The sequence below is a fragment of the Pseudomonas sp. B21-051 genome, from assembly GCF_024748795.1.
GTDB classification, from domain to species: domain Bacteria; phylum Pseudomonadota; class Gammaproteobacteria; order Pseudomonadales; family Pseudomonadaceae; genus Aquipseudomonas; species Aquipseudomonas putida_A.
Genome location: NZ_CP087166.1, coordinates 2908501 through 2927878 on the forward strand (window position 1 = coordinate 2908501; position 19378 = coordinate 2927878).

At 60.9% G+C, this 19378-nt stretch carries 15 protein-coding genes; 9 read left to right on the plus strand and 6 right to left on the minus strand.

Annotation, left to right across the window (positions count from 1 at the left end; all coding sequences use genetic code 11):
• Nucleotides 1–18: 18 nt before the first annotated feature.
• Together LOY52_RS12990 and LOY52_RS12995 are read left to right on the plus strand one after the other, a co-directional pair.
• Nucleotides 19–1872, plus strand: coding sequence for a polyurethanase (locus tag LOY52_RS12990; protein ID WP_258679743.1), 1854 nt, complete (start codon nucleotides 19–21; stop codon nucleotides 1870–1872).
• 238 nt (nucleotides 1873–2110) lie between these two features.
• On the plus strand, nucleotides 2111–2485 hold the full coding sequence (locus tag LOY52_RS12995; RefSeq protein ID WP_258679744.1) for a hypothetical protein: 375 nt from the start codon (nucleotides 2111–2113) through the stop codon (nucleotides 2483–2485).
• A gap of 118 nt (nucleotides 2486–2603) precedes the next feature.
• On the opposite strand, the gene LOY52_RS13000 is transcribed toward LOY52_RS12995, so the two are convergent.
• Nucleotides 2604–2828 carry a YgdI/YgdR family lipoprotein gene (locus LOY52_RS13000; RefSeq protein WP_041064149.1) on the minus strand — a complete coding sequence of 75 codons (225 nt, stop codon included), beginning with the start codon at nucleotides 2826–2828 and terminating at the stop codon, nucleotides 2604–2606.
• A gap of 205 nt (nucleotides 2829–3033) precedes the next feature.
• Here LOY52_RS13000 and LOY52_RS13005 point away from each other — a divergent pair, with 205 nt between their 5' ends.
• The 4 genes from LOY52_RS13005 to LOY52_RS13020 all read left to right on the plus strand — a co-directional run bounded on the left by LOY52_RS13005 (nucleotide 3034) and on the right by LOY52_RS13020 (nucleotide 9576).
• The gene (locus LOY52_RS13005) at nucleotides 3034–4686 is read left to right on the plus strand and encodes a VRR-NUC domain-containing protein (RefSeq protein WP_258679745.1); all 1653 of its coding nucleotides are present in this window, start codon (nucleotides 3034–3036) and stop codon (nucleotides 4684–4686) included.
• Nucleotides 4683–6974 carry an ATP-dependent DNA helicase gene (locus tag LOY52_RS13010; RefSeq protein WP_258679746.1) on the plus strand — a complete coding sequence of 764 codons (2292 nt, stop codon included), beginning with the start codon at nucleotides 4683–4685 and terminating at the stop codon, nucleotides 6972–6974. Before LOY52_RS13005 ends, LOY52_RS13010 begins: the two co-directional genes overlap by 4 nt.
• 76 nt (nucleotides 6975–7050) lie before the next feature.
• On the plus strand, nucleotides 7051–8973 hold the full coding sequence (locus LOY52_RS13015) for a PAS domain-containing sensor histidine kinase (protein ID WP_258679747.1): 1923 nt from the start codon (nucleotides 7051–7053) through the stop codon (nucleotides 8971–8973).
• 66 nt (nucleotides 8974–9039) lie between these two features.
• The gene (locus LOY52_RS13020; RefSeq protein ID WP_007967008.1) at nucleotides 9040–9576 is read left to right on the plus strand and encodes a hypothetical protein; all 537 of its coding nucleotides are present in this window, start codon (nucleotides 9040–9042) and stop codon (nucleotides 9574–9576) included.
• Between the two features lie 54 nt (nucleotides 9577–9630).
• Here the strand turns inward: LOY52_RS13020 and LOY52_RS13025 are convergent, their stop codons facing one another.
• From LOY52_RS13025 to LOY52_RS13045, 5 genes are all read right to left on the minus strand, one after another.
• Nucleotides 9631–9927 (minus strand): hypothetical protein, encoded by a 297-nt coding sequence (locus tag LOY52_RS13025; RefSeq protein WP_098968415.1) that lies wholly within the window; start codon nucleotides 9925–9927, stop codon nucleotides 9631–9633.
• Nucleotides 9928–10114: 187 nt separating this feature from the next.
• Nucleotides 10115–11458 carry a sodium:proton antiporter gene (locus LOY52_RS13030; protein ID WP_258679748.1) on the minus strand — a complete coding sequence of 448 codons (1344 nt, stop codon included), beginning with the start codon at nucleotides 11456–11458 and terminating at the stop codon, nucleotides 10115–10117.
• 36 nt (nucleotides 11459–11494) lie between these two features.
• On the minus strand, nucleotides 11495–12106 hold the full coding sequence (locus tag LOY52_RS13035; protein ID WP_258679749.1) for a Yip1 family protein: 612 nt from the start codon (nucleotides 12104–12106) through the stop codon (nucleotides 11495–11497).
• A gap of 87 nt (nucleotides 12107–12193) precedes the next feature.
• The gene (locus LOY52_RS13040) at nucleotides 12194–13051 is read right to left on the minus strand and encodes a glucose 1-dehydrogenase (protein ID WP_123586404.1); all 858 of its coding nucleotides are present in this window, start codon (nucleotides 13049–13051) and stop codon (nucleotides 12194–12196) included.
• Nucleotides 13052–13258: 207 nt separating this feature from the next.
• Nucleotides 13259–14413, minus strand: a complete 1155-nt coding sequence (locus LOY52_RS13045; protein ID WP_258679750.1) for a MalY/PatB family protein — start codon at nucleotides 14411–14413, stop codon at nucleotides 13259–13261.
• Nucleotides 14414–14713: 300 nt separating this feature from the next.
• Here LOY52_RS13045 and fdnG point away from each other — a divergent pair, with 300 nt between their 5' ends.
• From fdnG to LOY52_RS13060, 3 genes are read left to right on the plus strand one after another with little or no spacing between them, the layout of a single operon-like run.
• Nucleotides 14714–17779, plus strand: coding sequence for a formate dehydrogenase-N subunit alpha (gene fdnG / locus LOY52_RS13050; RefSeq protein ID WP_258679751.1), 3066 nt, complete (start codon nucleotides 14714–14716; stop codon nucleotides 17777–17779).
• Nucleotides 17780–18715 (plus strand): formate dehydrogenase subunit beta, encoded by a 936-nt coding sequence (gene fdxH, locus LOY52_RS13055; protein WP_258679752.1) that lies wholly within the window; start codon nucleotides 17780–17782, stop codon nucleotides 18713–18715.
• A complete protein-coding gene (locus LOY52_RS13060; protein ID WP_047597242.1) occupies nucleotides 18712–19377 on the plus strand; it encodes a formate dehydrogenase subunit gamma in 666 nt (221 codons plus the stop codon). The genes fdxH and LOY52_RS13060 overlap by 4 nt, the downstream gene beginning before the upstream one ends.
• Nucleotide 19378: the final 1 nt, after the last annotated feature.

Sequence of the window (19378 nt, forward strand, 5' to 3'; positions counted from 1 at the left end):
AAAAGAGAGGCAATAGCAATGGGTGTGTATGACTACAAGAACTTCGGCACAGCCGATTCCAAGGCGCTGTTCAGCGATGCCATGGCGATCACGCTGTATTCCTATCACAACCTCGATAACGGCTTTGCCGCCGGTTATCAGCACAACGGCTTCGGGCTCGGCCTGCCGGCCACATTGGTCACGGCGCTGCTCGGCGGTACTGATTCGCAAGGGGTGATTCCCGGTATTCCGTGGAACCCCGACTCGGAAAAACTCGCCCTCGACGCCGTGAAAAAGGCTGGCTGGACTCCGATCACCGCCTCGCAGCTGGGCTACGACGGCAAGACTGACGCCCGCGGAACCTTCTTCGGCGAGAAGGCCGGTTACACCACCGCCCAGGTGGAAATCCTCGGCAAGTACGACGCCCAGGGCCATCTCACCGAAATCGGTATCGCTTTTCGCGGCACCAGCGGTCCGCGGGAAAACCTGATCCTCGACTCCATCGGCGACGTGATCAACGACCTGCTGGCAGCCTTCGGTCCCAAGGATTACGCCAAAAATTACGTCGGCGAAGCGTTCGGTAATCTACTGAATGACGTGGTGGCGTTCGCCAAGGCCAACGGCCTTACCGGCAAGGACGTGCTGGTCAGCGGCCACAGCCTTGGCGGGCTGGCGGTCAACAGCATGGCCGATCTGAGTGGCGGCAAGTGGGGCGGGTTCTTCGCCGATTCCAACTACATTGCCTACGCCTCGCCGACCCAGAGCAGCACCGACAAGGTGCTCAACGTCGGTTACGAAAACGATCCGGTGTTCCGCGCCCTCGACGGCTCGACCTTCACCGGCGCCTCGGTCGGCGTGCACGACGCGCCCAAGGAGTCGGCCACCGACAACATCGTCAGCTTCAACGATCACTACGCCTCGACCGCGTGGAATCTGCTGCCGTTTTCGATTCTCAATATCCCGACCTGGATCTCGCACCTGCCGACCGCTTACGGCGACGGCATGAACCGCGTTATCGAGTCGAAGTTCTACGACCTGACCAGCAAGGACTCGACGATCATCGTCGCCAACCTGTCGGACCCGGCGCGGGCCAACACCTGGGTGCAGGACCTCAACCGCAACGCCGAAACCCACAAGGGCAGCACGTTCATCATCGGCAGCGACAGCAACGATCTTATCCAGGGCGGCAGCGGCAATGACTATTTGGAAGGTCGCGCCGGCAACGACACCTTCCGTGACGCTGGCGGCTACAACGTGATTCTTGGTGGCGCCGGCAACAACACCCTCGAGTTGCAGAAATCGGTGAACACCTTCGACTTCGCCAACGACGGCGCCGGCAATCTGTACGTGCGCGACGCCAACGGCGGGATCAGCATCACCCGCGACATCGGCAGCATCGTCACCAAGGAGCCGGGCTTCCTCTGGGGCCTGTTCAAGGACGACGTGACTCACAGCGTCACGGCCAGCGGTCTGAAGGTCGGCAGCAACGTCACGCAGTATGAGTCCAGCGTCAAAGGCACCAGCGGCGCCGACACGCTCAAGGCAAATGCCAGCGGTGACTGGTTGTTTGGTCTGGATGGCAACGATCATTTGATTGGCGGCGTCGGCAACGACGTGTTTGTCGGTGGCGCCGGCAATGACCTGATGGAGTCCGGGGGCGGGGCGGATACGTTCCTGTTCAACGGCGCGTTCGGTCAGGATCGGGTGGTGGGTTTTACGTCGAACGACAAACTGGTGTTTCTTGGCGTGCAGGGTGTGTTGCCCAATGACGACTTCCGCGCGCATGCCTCGATGGTGGGGCAGGACACGGTGCTGAAGTTTGGCGGGGATTCGGTGACATTGGTTGGGGTGGCGCTCAATAGCCTCAGTGCCGATGGAATTGTGATCGCCTGATGCATCCGTAACCTGTGGCGAGGGAGCTTGCTCCCGCTGGGTAGCGAAGCGGCCCTGAAGATTTTGTGAGCGCTACGCGCTCAAGCGGGAGCAAGCTCCCTCGCCACAACCTGGCATCAAAAGTGACTCGACAGCCACACCCTGACTCAAAAACTCTGCAAACAGCAAAAGCGGCCTAAAGCCAGCACGTGCACACACGTTCTATAGCCAGCCGCCATTGAGTACAGGAGATGCACACGTGAAAAGGTTCAAGGGGTATGTCGGGATTGTCGGACTGGCGCTGTTATCGGCCAATGCCTGGGCCGATCTGCCTCAAACCTCAATTCTGAGCCGCTACGGCATCAGCAGCGATCAATTGCCGAAACCGGCGAAGACCGAAGCAGCCGAGCCGGTCGAAGAGAAAAGCCTGTTTCAGATCCAGCCTGAACAGCCGTTCGTGACCATTCGCCTGGGTGACGGCAAACAACAGCAAGCCACTGGCAATCTGAGCATTGACCGCATGACCCAGCAGGATCTGGAGCGTTGCCGGCGTCTGCAAGCCGAGTTGGCGCGGCGGGGTGAACAGTATTTCAGCTGTGATCACAGCATTGTGGGCCTGCCGGCTTTCGAATAACCCACGCTTTGACTGCCTTCTGTAGGAGCTGCCGAAGGCTGCGATCTTTTGACTTTGATTTTTAAAAACAAGATCAAAAGATCGCAGCCTGCGGCAGCTCCTACACGTACAGCGGGGGTCAGTCTTCCTTGCGCACCGTCGCGACTTCGTCAGAGCGAACCTTCACCTTGGTCCCGGAAATATCCTCGAACTCATAGAACCCGTCCTTGTTCTTGGTTTTCGGCATGTCCTTGGTCAAATACTGAGTGCCGTTCTGCAAGGTCACCACCGTTGGCGTCGAGCAGCCGCCCAATGCCAGGAAGGCTGCTACCGCCAGGGGAAGACCCAGAGTCTTGATGTTCATACCCACCTCAAATACCTCATTCCATATCAATTGACCGACTTCGGTCTCTAACGCGGTTGGTGCGATCGAACCGGGAAAAGTTCGATGGCCCCCTGAAAAAATCCCGATTGCCGCTGCCATTGATCTTTTTCCGTTTGCACGCGATGGGGCAGAGCTGGTATCTGTACGCATAACCAGTATTCGCTTGCCATGGCCCTGAATTCCCGTGACTGCCAACCCGCTCGACGATCCGTTCTATTACCTCAACAACTTCCGGCAAGTGCTTGATTGGCTTGAACTTCGCTATGCCGATGTAATGAGCGAGCCCGAGCACGGCTTTATCCGCGACTTCCAGGCCTTGCCACGCGCTTCGCAGGGTTTGCTGGTGCGCATGATAATGCGCAAGGGCGTGCATTTCCGCTTCGGCAAACTCAACTACCCGGAAATCGGGGACATCAGCGACGCCGCGCAGCCGTTGTTGCGTCACGGCTGGCTCGACGATCAGGCGCAGTTGAGCGTGGCCGAAGTGTTCGACGTGTTGCTCAAGGCTGAACTGCTGCAGGCGTTCGGCAGCTTTATCGAGCAACCCAAGGGCCGCAAGGACGACTGGCTGCCGGCGCTCGCCGAGCAATTCAGCGAGTCGCGCAGCCTCTCCGATTGGGCACCGACGCTCGGCGACCGCTTGCTCAGCCTGACCATCATGGACCTGTGCGACCGCCTGCGTCTGATGTTCTTCGGCAACCTGTATCAGGACTGGTCGGAATTCGTCCTCGCCGACCTCGGGATCTTTACCTACGAAAAAGTCGAATTCTGCGCCGACTCCCGTGGCCTGCGCAGCCGCGAGGACGTTGACGCCTGCCTGTTCCTGCATCACTGCCAGCAACGCTTCGAGGCCGGTGAGCCGTTGGAGATCATCGTCGAGCAGGTCAGCGCGCTGCAGTTCGACAACCCGTGGCTGCAACGGCGGCGCAGCAAGGTGCTGTTCCAGATCGGCCAGTATTGCGAACGCATCGCCGAGTTCGCTCTGGCGCTGAGCATTTACCGCGATTGCGCCTACCCCGGCGCCCGTCAGCGAATGATCCGCGTGCTGGAGCGCTGCGGTGAATACGCACTGGCGCTGGAACTCGCGACGCTCGCCGAACAAGCGCCGGAAAGCGCTGCCGAACAGCAGAGCCTGCAACGGATGGTGCCACGGCTGCGGCGCAAACTCGGCGGACCACCGCTCAAACGCGCAACGCCACGCCCGGTCGAGCGCCTTGATCTGCAACTGCCGCGCACTGATCCGGGATTGTCGGTGGAGTTCTACGTGCAGGCGCATCTGCACGAAGACAGCGGTCCGGTGCATTACGTCGAGAACAGCCTGATCAACTCGCTGTTCGGCCTGTTGTGCTGGCCGGCGATTTTTGCGCCGTTACCGGGGGCGTTCTTTCATCCGTTCCAGCGCGGGCCGGTGGACCTGCTCAACGAAGACTTTCAGCAACGCCGGGCCGAACTGTTCCAGGCCTGTCTCGACCAGCTCGACGACGGCCGTTATGCGGCGACCATTCGTGAATGCTTCGTCGCCAAATGGGGCGTGCAGTCGCCATTCGTGTTCTGGGGCGCGTTGAATGAGCAACTGCTGGAGCAGGCATTGGCGTGTTTGCCGGCGGAACACCTCAAGCACTGGTTCAATCGCCTGCTGCTCGACATCAAGGCCAATCGCGCCGGCATGCCGGATCTGATCCAGTTCTGGCCGCAGCACAAGACCTACCGGATGATCGAAGTCAAAGGCCCCGGTGACCGCTTGCAGGACAACCAACTGCGCTGGCTGGAATTTTGCCACCAACACCAGATGCCGGTCGCCGTGTGCTACGTGCAATGGGCGGAGCAGAGCGCTTGAGCTACAGCATTGCCGTCCGCGCGCTGTGCGAGTTCACCGCCAAGACCGGCGACCTCGACCTGCGTTTTACCCCTTCACCGACAGCCCTCGAAGGCATGCTCGGGCACCGTACCGTGGCCTCGCGGCGCAGTGACAAATACCAAAGCGAAGTGGCGCTGGAAGGCGAGTTTCTGCAATTGAAAGTCAGGGGCAGGGCGGACGGCTACGACCCGGCGCAGAACTGTCTGGAAGAAGTCAAAACCTATCGCGGCGATCTGAGCAAGCAACCGGCCAACCATCGGCAGCTGCATTGGGCGCAGGCGAAAATCTACGGCTGGCTGATGTGCCGCAAGCTTGAACTTGAGCAGATCAATCTGGCGCTGGTGTATTTCGACATCGTCAGCGAAAAGGAAACCTGTCTGGTCGAGGCCTTCAGTTCGCCGGTCTTGCAGGAATTTTTCGAACAACAATGCCGGTTGTTCCTGAACTGGGCCGAGCAGGAAATGGCCCATCGCGAGGCGCGCAATCTGGCCGCGCAGCAATTGAGCTTTCCCCACGCCGACTTTCGCCCCGGCCAGCGACATCTGGCCGAATCGGTATTCAAAGCGGTCAGCACCGGCCGTTGCCTGATGGCCCAGGCGCCCACCGGGATCGGCAAAACCCTCGGCACGCTGTTCCCCATGCTAAAGGCGCTGGCGCCGCAGCAACTGGACAAGGTGTTCTTCCTGACCGCCAAGACCCCGGGGCGCAAACTGGCGCTGGATGCCAGTCAGGTGTTGTTCGATCAGTCTGAACGCTTGCCGTTACGGGTGCTGGAGATGGTCGCCCGCGACAAGGCCTGCGAACACCCGGACAAAGCCTGTCACGGTGAATCCTGCCCATTGGCCCAGGGCTTCTATGATCGCCTGCCCGCCGCCCGGCAAGCGGCCAGCCTGATCAATCTGCTCGATCAGGCAGCGTTGCGCGAAGTGGCCCGTCAGCACACGGTTTGCCCGTATTACCTGAGCCAGGAAATGGCCCGCTGGGCCGATGTGGTGGTGGCGGACTACAACTATTACTTCGATTTCAGCGCGCTGCTGTTCGGTCTGGCCCAGCTCAATCAGTGGAAAGTCGCGGTGCTGGCGGATGAAGCGCACAACCTGGTCGAACGTGGGCGCTCGATGTACAGCGCCAGTCTCGATCAGGCCGCGCTGGCCAGCGTGCGCAAGGCCGCTCCCGAGGTGCTGAAAAAATCCCTGCAACGAGTCAATCGTGAATGGAACGCGCTGCATCAGCCGCAACTGGCGCCCTATCAAGCCTACGACAAGGCGCCGGAGAAACTGCTGCAAGCCGTGTCTCTGTGCAGCGCGGCCATCGGCGACTACCTCAATGATCATCCGCAGGGACTCGACAGCGCGCTGCAAACCTTCTATTTCGACATGCTGCAGTTCGGCCGGGTGGCGGAGTTGTTCGACGAGCATTACCTGTTCGACATCAGCAAGCGCGACCTCGAGCGCAAGCGGCCGCTGTCGCAGCTGTGCCTGCGCAACGTGGTGCCGGCGGCGTTCATCGGCCCGCGCCTGAAAGCGGCGCGCAGCAGCGTGTTGTTCTCGGCGACGCTAAGCCCGCGGCGCTATTACGCCGACCTGCTCGGCACGCCCGCCGACACGGTGTGGATAGACGTCGAATCACCGTTCAGCGCCGAGCAGTTGCAGGTGCAGATCGTCAGCCGCATTTCCACGCGCTTCAATCATCGCCAGGCGTCGCTGGAACCGATCGTCGAGCTGATCGCCCGCCAGTTCAGCGAGCGCCCGGGCAATTACCTGGCGTTCTTCAGCAGTTTCGATTACCTGCAACAGGTGCTGACGCTGCTCGCCGAACGCCATCCGCAGATCAATCTGTGGCAACAGTCCCGGGGCATGGCCGAAGGGCAGCGGCAGGCCTTTCTCGATCAGTTCACCGCCGACAGCCAGGGCATCGGCTTCGCCGTGTTGGGCGGTGCGTTCGGCGAGGGCATCGACCTGCCCGGAGCACGGCTGATCGGCGCGTTCATCGCCACCCTGGGCCTGGCCCAGCTCAACCCGGTCAATGAGCAGATGAAGCGGCGCATGGCAGCGATTTTTGGCGCCGGTTACGACTATACCTATCTGTATCCGGGTGTTCAGAAAGTGGTACAGGCTGCCGGGCGGGTGATCCGCACGCGTCAGGATCGCGGCGTGGTGATGCTGATCGATGAGCGCTTCGCCGAGCCGCGCATTCAGCAGCTGTTGCCGCGCTGGTGGTCGCTCGGTACCGACTCGCCCTCAATCAACCCATTGATCACGCCGTGAATAGAAGCGCGTTTGCACCTTCCCATGGCGCCGGATTGCCGCATACTTGCGCTAATGAAAACCAGCGGTGAACCTGATGAGTGACAACCCGAGCAAAACTGCCGCGATCGAGGAGATGCGTTTTCGTCTGCTGATCGATGCGGTGGTCGATTATGCGATTTACATGATCGACCCGGACGGCATCATCACCAGTTGGAACTCCGGCGCGAAACGCTTCAAGGGCTACGAAGAGGCGGAAATTCTCGGCGAGCATTTCTCGCGCTTCTATACCGCCGATGATCGTGCGGCGGGCCTTCCGCAACGCGCGCTCGACACAGCGCTGCGCGAAGGACGGTTCGAAGGCGAGGGCTGGCGGGTGCGCAAGGATGGCACCAACTTCTGGTGCCACGTGGTCATCGATCCGATCATTGATCCCAACGGCAAACTGCTCGGCTACGCCAAGATCACCCGCGACCTCACTGATCGCAAGATGGCCGAGGAAACCCTCAGGCAAAGCGAGCAGCAGTTCCGCCTGCTGGTGCAGGGGGTCACCGATTATGCGATCTACATGCTCAGCCCCGAAGGTCGTGTGAGCAACTGGAATCAGGGCGCCCAACGGATCAAGGGGTACCAGCCGGAAGAAATCATCGGCGAGCATTTTTCGGTTTTCTACACCCCCGAAGACCGTGTCGCCGGCGAACCGCAACGGGCACTGGAGATTGCCACCCGCGAGGGCCGTTTCGAGAACAAGAGCTGGCGCATGCGCAAGGATGGCACGCGGTTTCTGGCCCACGTGGTGGTCGATGCCATTCGCGGCGAAACCGGCACGCTGCTCGGGTTTGCCAAGATCACCCGCGATGTCACCGAAGCCCATGAGGCGCAAGTGGCGCTGGAAAAGACCCGTGAGGCGTTGTTCCAGGCGCAGAAGATGCAGGCCATCGGTCAGCTCAGCGGCGGCATCGCCCATGACTTCAACAATTTGCTGACGGTGATTCTGGGCAATCTGGAGATTCTGCAAAAGCGCATCGGTGATGATCCGAAAAACAGTCGTCTGCTGGAGAACGCCACGCAAGGTGCGTTGCGTGGTGTATCGCTGACCCAACGCATGCTGGCCTTCGCTCGCCGTCAGGAACTCAAGACCGAGCCGGTCGATATCCCGCAACTGGTGCAAGGTATTACCGGACTGTTGCGCAGCTCGATAGGCCCCGGGATTCGCATCGAGACGCGCTTTCCCGAGGATCTGCAACCGGTGCTGGCCGACAGCAACCAACTGGAACTGGCGCTGCTCAATCTGGCGACCAACGCCCGCGACGCCATGGCCGACGGTGGCAGCCTGTTCATTTGCGCGCAGCCGGAAGTCGTGCTTGAGCAAAGCCATTCGTCAATGGCGGCGGGACGCTATGTGTGCCTGAGCGTGATCGACACGGGTGAGGGCATGGACGAAGCCACGCTGGGTTCGGCCAGGGATCCGTTTTTCACCACCAAGGGCGTGGGCAAGGGCACCGGGCTGGGCTTGTCGATGGTGCATGGCTTTATCGAGCAACTGGGTGGCCGTTTCATTCTCAAGAGCGAAAAAGGCCATGGCACCCGCGCTGAAATGTGGATACCGGTGGCGCTGGCCGGGGAGACGGCAAAAAACCTTTACCCGGCGGTCAAACCGGTGTTGGTGCCACGCCTCAGCGTGTTGGTGGTCGACGACGATTCGCTGGTGATGACCAGCACCACGCTGCTGCTCGAAGACCTTGGCCATCGTGTAATCAGCGCCACCTCCGGCGCCAGGGCGCTGGCGTTGTTCGAGCAGGGTGAAGTCATCGATCTGATGATCACCGACATGGCCATGCCGCAGATGAGCGGCGCGCAACTGGCGCATGCGGTGCGTCTGCTCAAGCCGGATCTGCCGATCATTCTGGCCACCGGTTACGCCGAACGCCTGGAAGGCTTTGCCGCGCAATTGCCGCGTCTGCCCAAGCCGTTCACCCAGCTCAACCTGGTGGAAATCATCGCGCAGTCGATGAAGTGAATCCGCCTGAACTTGTCCGTGGCGAGGGCCTTCTAAAAGGTTTCCCCGCCACGGAGTGCGCGTCCCTTGCCTCGCATACTGACTGAGCCCAGCGCTGAAGAGCACCTGACTGAACACGACGCCAAGATGTTCGGCTCACCCAAGGAACGGCTGGATTTCTATCGCAAGGAAATCCAGTACGAAACCAGCATTCTTGCCAATCGCACCGATGCCTATCTGGCGGCGCAGTCGTTTCTGGTGATTGCCTTCGCTTCGTGCATGGCCAACCTCAACCCCGAGTGGGGCAAGCTGTTCACGCTGGTGGTGCCGCCGTTTCTCGCACTGCTCGGGTTGCTCAGCTCGCTCAACGCCTGGCCGGGGATACGGGCGGCGTACGACATCATCGATCACTGGCACTACAAGCAGAGCGAGTTGTTACGCAGCGAGCCGATCATGGGCATGGCTTACGACGAGTCGCCGCTGTTCAGTGAAATGGAGTCGAGCCACAAGGGCTATCGCAAATCGCTGTTGTTTTCGGTGCGCACACCCTGGATTTTCGCCACGTTCTGGATCCTGCTCGGGGCTTACGCGGTGTTCATTCAGGTGACCAACCCCGGGGGCTGAACGCCGCCCAAAGAAAAAGCCCGGACATCAATGCCGGGCTTTTTCTTGTGTGCTTTATTCGACGGTTTCAAGTTGCCGACGCAATTCCTGCGAGTGGTGCGGCGACATCGGAATCGGCGGGAAGTCTTCGTTGAGGACGCACAGATGATCGATGGCTTCCTCGAACTTCGCATCGGCTTTGCGGCGCAGTGCTCGATAGTGCTCAAACTGTTCGAAGTCCAGATTATCCGCTTCCAGCAGCTCGTAAGCGGCGCGGTTGAGGGCGTGGGCATCTTCGAACAGTTGACGATTGCGTTCCAGGGCCAAAGCCCTGCAAGCCTTGATTTGTGCCGGAGTCGAGCATTCTTTCATGACCGTGACCTTGTTATCCAAAGATTCCTATTCATGGGCTGCAAGCCGCAGGGGAACCGAACCTGCCGGACCCCGCCGAGTGCTTACAGCGAGGGGTTATGCTTGTGACTGCCGGTTTTGGCCGAGGGATCCATTTATTTTCAGAAAAAACTTCGATGGATTTCCCGATAGATTGCCGCCGGAAAAATCAGTTTTTTCGTTTTTGCCGTTGTTCATAGCGCGCCAGCAGCGGCTGCGTGCTGATGCCATGCAGCAAAATGCTCAATGCCACCACCGACAGGGTGATGTTGGTGCACAACGTCGCGACTGAAGGGCTCAGGCCGTGGTTCAAGGCATAAAACAGATAGAACAGGCTGCCGATCCCGCGAATGCCGAACCAACCGATCAACAGCCGCTGACCACCATCGAGCAAAGTGCCCCATGGCATCAACGCGACGCAGGCCGGACGCACCACGCAGAACAGCACCGCGCCAATGACCAACGCCCGCCAGTCCCAATGCGGCACCAGTACCACACCGAGCAGGGTCACCAGAAACACTTCCATGGCCCGTTCCACCAGACTGCCGAATGAGAGCATGTCGCCCATCATGATGCCGGCGGCGACCTGACTGCTTTCCAGTCGTTCGGTATCGCCGTGCACCGCGTGCTGCGGTTCTATGTTCTGGTGGCCGACCACCGGTTGCACCAGATGTTCGGCGGGCGGCTGGCTGGCGCCGGTGGATTTGACTTCTTCCTGACGCAAGCCGAGGCCGGCGGCGAATACCGACAGAAAACCATAACCACCAATCGCATCCGCGCCGACGTAGGCCAGAGCGATCAGCGATAGCGCCAGATAATCATTCGGGCTCAGGGTGCTGTCGTCGTTGCGGATGCGCAGCGACAGGGTCAACCGGCCGATGCCGCGACCCATCCAGTAACCGGTCAGCAAACCGACCGGCACCGCCCAGAGCAAGCCGTGCAGCACCCAATCGGTCAAGGCACCGGGTTGCGCGTCGGCCTGCAACAGCAGCAAGCCGAGAATCACGAACGGAAAAGCGATGCCGTCATTGAGCCCGGCTTCACCGGAAAGCCCGAAGCGCACGCTGTCGACATCCCGCGCATCGTTGACCTGCACCAGCGCGGCCAGCACCGGGTCGGTCGGCGCCAGCATCGCCCCGATCAGCAGCGACGGCCCCCACGACAGTTGCAGGCCCCAGTGCAGCAACACGCTGACCCCGGCGATGGTCAAGACCATCACCGGGCCGGCCAGCCCGAACGCAATCCGCCAACGCTTGTCGCGCAGCGGCAGACGCAACTTCAGCCCGCAGACAAACAGCGAAAACAGCACCGCCACTTCCGTGAGGTGCTCCATCCATACGGAAGCGTTTTCTGGTGACAGTTTCAGCAAATCCAGACCGCTGGGGCCGATGCCGATCCCCAGCAGCAGGCACACGGCCGAAGTGGTGACCGGCATCCAGCGCAGGTATGACGAGGTCAGCGCGAGGGTTAGCAACACGGCGCCAAGCACCGCGACCCACACGACAAAACTCATGTTCGGTCGTCCATCGACGACAGCGTTGGCACCGGGTTAACCAACGGTAGTTCGCAGGTACTCGGGCGAGAGCACGTTGAACCACAGCAGAATCATCGACACCAGAATGGTCACCATCACCAGCAGGCCGACGCCCCAGACGCAGGCCGAGTACAGCAGGCCCTGTTCCTTGCGTTCATGCATGAACGTCGGCAGACCAACGAACAACAGGAACGTCGAATACACCGAAGCGGCACCCAGTACCAGAATCGCCAGCCAGCGACTTGGATAAAGCCCGGCGATGCCGGCGACGAAAAACGGCGTCACGGTATAGGCGGCAAAGCCGATGCACTGGTTAAGCGTGGGGCGCGCGTCGAACGTACGCGACATCCAGCGGATGAACCCGCCGATGACCGCGACCCCGGCGACAATGGCCACATACAGCATGATGCTCAGTTGCAGCGCACTGGCCGTGCTCAAGCGCACGGTCTCGCCGGCTGCCAGACTCCAGCCGACATACGTGGTACCGAGGAACAGGCACACGGCGGGAATCAGCGCCAATAGCAACAGATGCGCCAGGTAGTGACGGGGATGGGCCTCTTCCTCGCGGCGGATATCGGTCCAGGCGAAGTTGGGCTGGGTGAAGAGTTTAATGAGAGGGGCGGACATGACGACCTCCTGATCCTGCAGACCGGTTGGGGCTCTTAAAGGTATGGAGGGACGTCATGCCGCCAGGTTCAGTTTTTCTCGCGCCGCTTAGAGCATCGGTTTGCCGCCGGTGACGCCATAGCGCTGACCGGTGATGTAACTGGCCTCGTCGGAAGCCAGCAGCACGTAAATCGGCGCCACTTCTACCGGTTGTCCGGGGCGCCCGAGCGGGGTTTCGCTGCCGAAGTTCTGCACCTCTTCATCGGGCATGGTCGAGACGATCAGTGGCGTCCAAATTGGCCCGGGCGCCACACAGTTCACGCGGATTTCTTTCGGCCCGAGTATCTGCGCCAGTCCGCCGGTGAAGTTGGCAATCGCACCTTTGGTGGTGGCATAGGCCAGCAGGGTCGGTTTGGGCATGTCCGAGTTGACCGAGCTGGTGTTGATGATCGACGCGCCGGGGCGCATGTGTTTGATCGCCGCCTGGCACAACCGGAAAATCGCCGTGATGTTGACGTCGAAGGTCATCACCCATTCGTCGTCGGGGATTTCTTCGAAGGTTTCGTGGGTCATCTGGAACGCGGCGTTGTTGACCAGAATGTCGATGCGCCCGAAGCGTTCGACGGTCTTATCCACCAGTTCCTGACAATGGGCCTTGTGCGCGAGGTCGCCGGACAGCAATAGGCACTGGCGGCCTGCCTGTTCGACCCAGCGTGCGGTCTCTTTGGCGTCGTCATGTTCATTCAGATAGGCCACGACCACATCGGCGCCTTCACGGGCGAAGGCAATCGCCACCGCGCGGCCGATACCGCTGTCGGCGCCGGTGATCAGCGCAATCTTGCCGGCCAGCCGCCCGGAGCCGACGTAGCTTTGCTCGCCACAATCAGGGTAAGGCTGCATTTTGCTTTGCGCACCGGGGACGGCTTGGGCTTGTGCGGGGAAGGGTGGTTTTGGGTAGTCGGTCATCACAAATCTCCGAGGTTCTCAGGGCAGGTATGGGTGGTTGACCCGGACGGTTTGCCGTGAGTTCGATCGGATTTGCGCTGCACACCCACTGCAAAAACAAAACCCCTGTAGGAGCTGCCGCAGGCTGCGATCTTTTGATCTTGTTTTAAAAACCAACGTCAAAAGATCGCAGCCTGCGGCAGCTCCTACAGGGGGGAGGTGGTGTTTTCAGGTATTGCGGTTGGTCAGGGCACGCTCCATGCGGGCGATGCCTTCTTCGAGCAGCGAGCGCGGGCAGCCGAAGTTCAGGCGCACGAACTGTTGGTGCTGGTCGCCGAAGTCCAGACCGGCGCTCAGACCGACCCTGGCCTGTTCAAGGAAGAACTGCTGCGGATTGTCCAGGTCCAGCGCCGAGCAATCGAGCCACGCCAGATAGGTTCCCTGCGGCACATTGATCGTCACCCCCGGCAAGCGGCTGCGCACTGCATCCACCAGCCAGTCGCGGTTGGCCTGCAGATAGGTTTTCAGTTCGGCCAGCCACGGCGCACCTTCGCTGTAGGCGACGCGTGTGGCTTCCATGCCCAGCGGGTTGACGCTGTCGACCATGCCGCAACGGGCGTGGTTGACGCGCTCGCGCAGGGCGGCGTCCTGGATGATCATGAACGAGGTCTTGAGGCCGGCGATGTTGTAGGCCTTGCTCGCCGACATCAGGGTAATGGTGCGCTTGGCGATTTCCGGGCTGAGGGACGCGGTCGGAATGTGCACGCGGCCGTCGAAGCACAGCTCGGCGTGGATCTCGTCGGAGATGATCCAGGCTTCCTGAGCCGCGCAGATATCCGCTACGGCTTGCAGCTCCTCACGGCCAAACACTTTGCCGATCGGGTTGTGCGGGTTGCTCAGGAGCAGGGCGCCGCCACCGTTCAGCGATTCGCGCAGGGTCTCCAGCGGCGTGGCGTAAGTGCCATCGGCCTGGGCGACGAATTCCAGCTCGACCTTGTTCAGCCCCCAATGCCCCGGCGCATGCCGCAGCGGCGGGTAGTTCGGCACCTGCACCACGACGTTCTGCTGCGGCTGTACCAGCGCTTTCAAAGCCATGTTGAAACCGGATTCAACGCCCGGCAGGAATATCAGCTCCTGCGGTTTGACCTTCCAGGCGAACTTGTCCCACAGGTCGGCGACGATGGCTTCACGCAAGTTGTCCTGCGCCACGCTGTAACCCACCAGCGGGTGCAACAGACGCTGCTGCAACGCCTCGATGATCACCGGTGGCGCGGCGAAATCCATATCAGCGACCCACATCGGCAACACATCGGCCGGGTAGCGGCTCCACTTGGTGCTGCCGGTGTCGTGGCGGTCGAATAGCTGATCAAAATCGAAAGTCATGCGCGGTCTCGTGAAGGCGGGTTGTTCATGGGCGTCATGATAAACCCGGAACCCCTGTAGGAGCTGCCGCAGGCTGCGATCTTTTGATTTTGTTTTTAAAGATCAGGATCAAAAGATCGCAGCCTTCGGCAGCTCCTACAGGGGAATGGGGTTACCCGACAAACGGCCGACGGTCGGTTTTCACACAGAGTGTGTGGTCATTGTCTACAGTGAAAAAGCCGGCAGGCATTCTGCCGTAACCGTGTTTGTCCAGAAAAAGCCCGGCTCAAGTACCGGGTTCCACCTGATCAGGAGTGCACGATGGATCTCAGCCGTCGTCAATTCTTCAAGGTCGCCGGTATCGGCCTTGCAGGCTCTAGCCTGGGCGCGTTGGGCATGGCCCCGACGCTGGCCTTCGCCGAGCAGGTGCGTCACTTCAAGCTTGCCCACACCCATGAAACCCGCAACACCTGCCCGTATTGCTCGGTCGGTTGCGGGTTGATCATGTACAGCCAGGGCGATGCCGCGAAGAACGTCGCGCAAAACATCATCCACATCGAGGGCGACGCCGACCACCCGGTCAACCGCGGCACCCTGTGCCCGAAAGGCGCTGGCCTGCTGGACTTCATTCACAGCCCGGGCCGCTTGCAGTACCCGCAAATGCGCAAGCCCGGCAGCAGCGAATGGACCCGGATCAGCTGGGATGAAGCGCTGGATCGCATCGCCGACCTGATGAAGGCCGACCGCGACGCCAACTTCATCGAGAAAAATTCCAGCGGGCAAACGGTGAATCGCTGGCTGACCACCGGGTTCCTCGCCGCGTCGGCAGCGTCCAACGAAGCCGGTTACATCACCCAGAAGGTGATTCGCAGTCTTGGCATGCTGGGGTTCGATAACCAGGCGCGTGTCTGACACGGCCCGACGGTGGCAAGTCTTGCCCCGACGTACGGCCGTGGAGCCATGACCAACACCTGGACCGATATCGCCAACGCGAATCTGATCCTGGTGATGGGTGGCAACGCAGCAGAAGCGCATCCGTGCGGCTTCAAATGGGTGACCGAGGCCAAGGCGCACAACGCTGCCCGGCTGATCGTGGTCGACCCGCGTTTTACCCGGACCGCTTCGGTGGCCGACTATTACGCGCCGATCCGCACCGGTACCGACATCGCCTTCATGGGCGGGCTGATCAATTACCTGCTGACTCAGGACAAGATCCAGCACGAATACGTGCGCAACTACACCGACGTCTCGTTCATCGTCAAAGCCGGCTATGGCTTTGAGGACGGCATTTTCAGCGGCTATGACGCGGCCAAACGCAGCTACACCGACAAATCCGGCTGGGGTTACGAGTTGGGCGAGGATGGCTTCGTCAAAGTCGACCCGACCCTGCAGGATCCGCGCTGCGTCTATCAATTGATGAAGCAGCATTACAGCCGCTACAACATTGAGCTGGCGAGCCAGATCTGTGGGATGCCGGTCGAGGCCATGCAGAAAATCTGGGATGAGATTGCCACGTGCTCCACGCCGGGCAAGACCATGACCATTCTCTATGCCCTCGGCTGGACGCAACACTCGATCGGCGCGCAGATCATCCGTAGCGCGGCGATGGTGCAACTGCTGCTGGGCAACGTCGGCATGCCGGGTGGCGGCGTGAACGCCTTGCGCGGACACTCGAACATTCAGGGCCTGACCGACCTCGGGTTGCTGTCCAACTCGCTGCCGGGCTATCTGACCCTGGGCGGCGATGGCGAGCAGGACTACAACGCCTTCATCAAAAAGCGCACACAGGTGCCGTTGCGTCCGGGGCAACTGTCCTATTGGCAGAACTACAGCAAATTCCACGTCAGCCTGATGAAGTCCTGGTACGGCGCCAACGCGACGCTGGAGAACAACTGGAATTACGATTACCTGCCGAAACTGGACATCCCCAACTACGACGTCCTGAAAATGTTCGATCTGATGAGCCAGGGCAAGGTCAACGGCTACATGTGCCAGGGTTTCAATCCGATCGCTGCGCTGCCGGACAAGAACCGGGTGATGGGCGCGCTGGCCAAGCTCAAATGGCTGGTGGTGATGGATCCGCTGGCCACCGAAACCTCGGAGTTCTGGCAAAACGTCGGGCCATACAACGATGTGAAAAGCGCCGAGATCCAGACTGAAGTGATTCGCCTGCCGACCACCTGCTTTGCCGAGGAAGACGGCTCGCTGGTCAACAGCAGCCGCTGGCTGCAATGGCACTGGAAAGGCGCCGACGGCCCGGGCGAAGCGCAGACCGACATCCGCATCATGAGCGAACTGTTCCTGCGCCTGCGCAAGCGTTATCAGGCCGAGGGCGGCAAGTTCCCCGATCCGCTGCTGAACCTGTCGTGGCCGTACAAGATCCCGGATGAGCCCTCGCCGGAGGAACTCGCCAAAGAGATCAACGGCAGCGCCATGGTCGAGTTCACCGATGCCAGCGGTGTGGCGGTCAAGGCCGGCTCGCAACTGGCCGGGTTCGGCCTGCTCAAGGATGACGGCAGCACCGCGTCCGGTTGCTGGATCTTTGCCGGCAGCTGGACCGAGGCCGGCAACCAGATGGCCCGGCGCGACAATGCCGACCCGTATGGCATGCATCAGCATCAGGGCTGGGCCTGGGCGTGGCCTGCCAACCGGCGGATCCTCTACAACCGCGCTTCGGCGGATGTCTCGGGCAAACCGTGGGATCCGAAAAAGCGCCTCGTATGGTGGAACGGCAAGGCCTGGGGCGGCACCGACGTCCCGGACTACAAGGCGGATGTGCCGCCGGAAGCCGGAATGAACCCCTTCATCATGAACCCCGAAGGCGTGGCGCGGTTCTTCGCCGTCGACAAGATGAACGAAGGGCCTTTCCCCGAGCACTACGAGCCGTTCGAAACGCCGATCGGCATCAACCCGCTGCACCCGCAAAACAAGAAAGCCACCAGCAACCCGGCGGCGCGGATCTTCGATTCGGTCTGGGAAAGCCTCGGCGAAGCCAAGGACTTCCCGTACGCCGGCACCAGCTACCGGTTGACCGAGCACTTCCACTTCTGGAGCAAGCATTGCAAGTTGAATGCGATTGCCCAGCCCGAGCAGTTCGTCGAGATCGGCGAAGTGCTGGCGAAGGAGAAGGGCATCGCGGCCGGGGATCGGGTGCGGGTCAGCTGTAAACGCGGGTTCATCGAGGCGGTGGCGGTGGTGACCAAACGCATCCGGCCGTTGCAGGTCAACGGCCAGGTGGTGCATCAGATCGGCATCCCGCTGCACTGGGGGTTCACCGGCCAGACGCGTCACGGTTACCTGACCAACACCCTGGTGCCGTTCCTCGGCGATGGCAACACACAGACCCCGGAATCCAAGTCATTCCTGGTCAACGTGGAGAAACTGTAAATGGCCAGCCAAGACATCATTGCCCGCTCGGCCACCACCACGGTGCCGCCCTCGGTGAGGAATCAGCAGGAAGTCGCCAAGCTGATCGATACCACCAAATGCATTGGTTGCAAGGCCTGCCAGGTCGCCTGCTCGGAATGGAACGAGCTGCGCGACGAGGTCGGCCACAACCATGGCACCTACGACAACCCGCAGGACCTGAGCGCAGAAACCTGGACCTTGATGCGCTTCACCGAACACGAAACCGACGCCGGCAACCTCGAGTGGCTGATCCGCAAGGACGGCTGCATGCATTGCGCCGAGCCGGGGTGCCTGGCGGCATGCCCAAGTCCCGGGGCGATCATCAAGCACGCCAACGGCATCGTCGATTTCGATCAGGATCACTGCATCGGTTGCGGTTACTGCATCACCGGTTGCCCGTTCAACATTCCGCGTATCTCGCAGAAGGATCACAAGGCCTACAAATGCACCTTGTGTTCCGACCGCGTCGCGGTAGGGCTGGAGCCGGCCTGCGTGAAAACCTGTCCGACCGGCGCCATTGTCTTCGGCAGCAAGGAAGACATGAAGGAACACGCCGCCGAACGCATCGTCGACCTGAAAAGCCGTGGCTTCGACAACGCCGGGCTGTATGACCCGGAAGGCGTCGGCGGCACTCATGTGATGTACGTGTTGCACCACGCCGACACGCCGAAAATCTACGCCGGGTTGCCGGAAGCGCCGGCCATCAGTCCGCTGGTGGGCTTGTGGAAAGGCATCAGCAAACCGCTGGGCCTGCTGGCGATGGGTGCGGCGGTGCTCGCGGGGTTTTTCCACTATGTGCGCATCGGGCCGAATCGCACCGAGGAGGATGACCATCCGGCGCCACCGGATACCTCGGTGCATGTCGTCGATCCGGCGGTGCACACCTTCGATCCACGCGGGGAGGACCGGCCATGAGCAACAAGACGATCCTGCGTTACACCGCCAACCAGCGCACCAATCACTGGCTGGTGGCGATTCTGTTCTTCATGGCCGGGCTGTCCGGCCTGGCGTTGTTTCATCCGTCGATGTTCTGGTTGACCCACCTGTTCGGCGGCGGGCCGTGGACGCGGATTCTGCACCCGTTCATGGGCGTGCTGATGTTCGTGTTGTTCCTCGGCCTGGTGTTCCGCTTCTGGCGCGCGAACTTCTTTATCGACAACGACTGGAAGTGGATGCGCCGCATTGATCGGGTGCTGGTCAACGACGAGGAAAGCGTGCCGCCGGTGGGCAAGTACAACGCCGGGCAGAAGATGCTGTTCTGGACTTTACTGCTGTGCATGCTCGGTCTGCTGTTCACCGGGCTGGTGATCTGGCGTGCGTATTTCAGTGCGTACTTCGGCATCACCGTGATCCGCTGGGCCATGCTCCTGCATGCGCTGGCCGGGTTTGTGCTGATCCTCAGCATCATTGTTCACATCTACGCCGGCCTGTGGATCAAAGGCTCAGTCGACGCAATGCTGCATGGCTGGGTCAGCCGCGCCTGGGCGAAGAAGCACCATGAACTCTGGTATCGCGACATCACCCGCGACGAACGCAATCCGGACGTGCCGGAGCGACCGATCACCAAAAAGGGCTGAC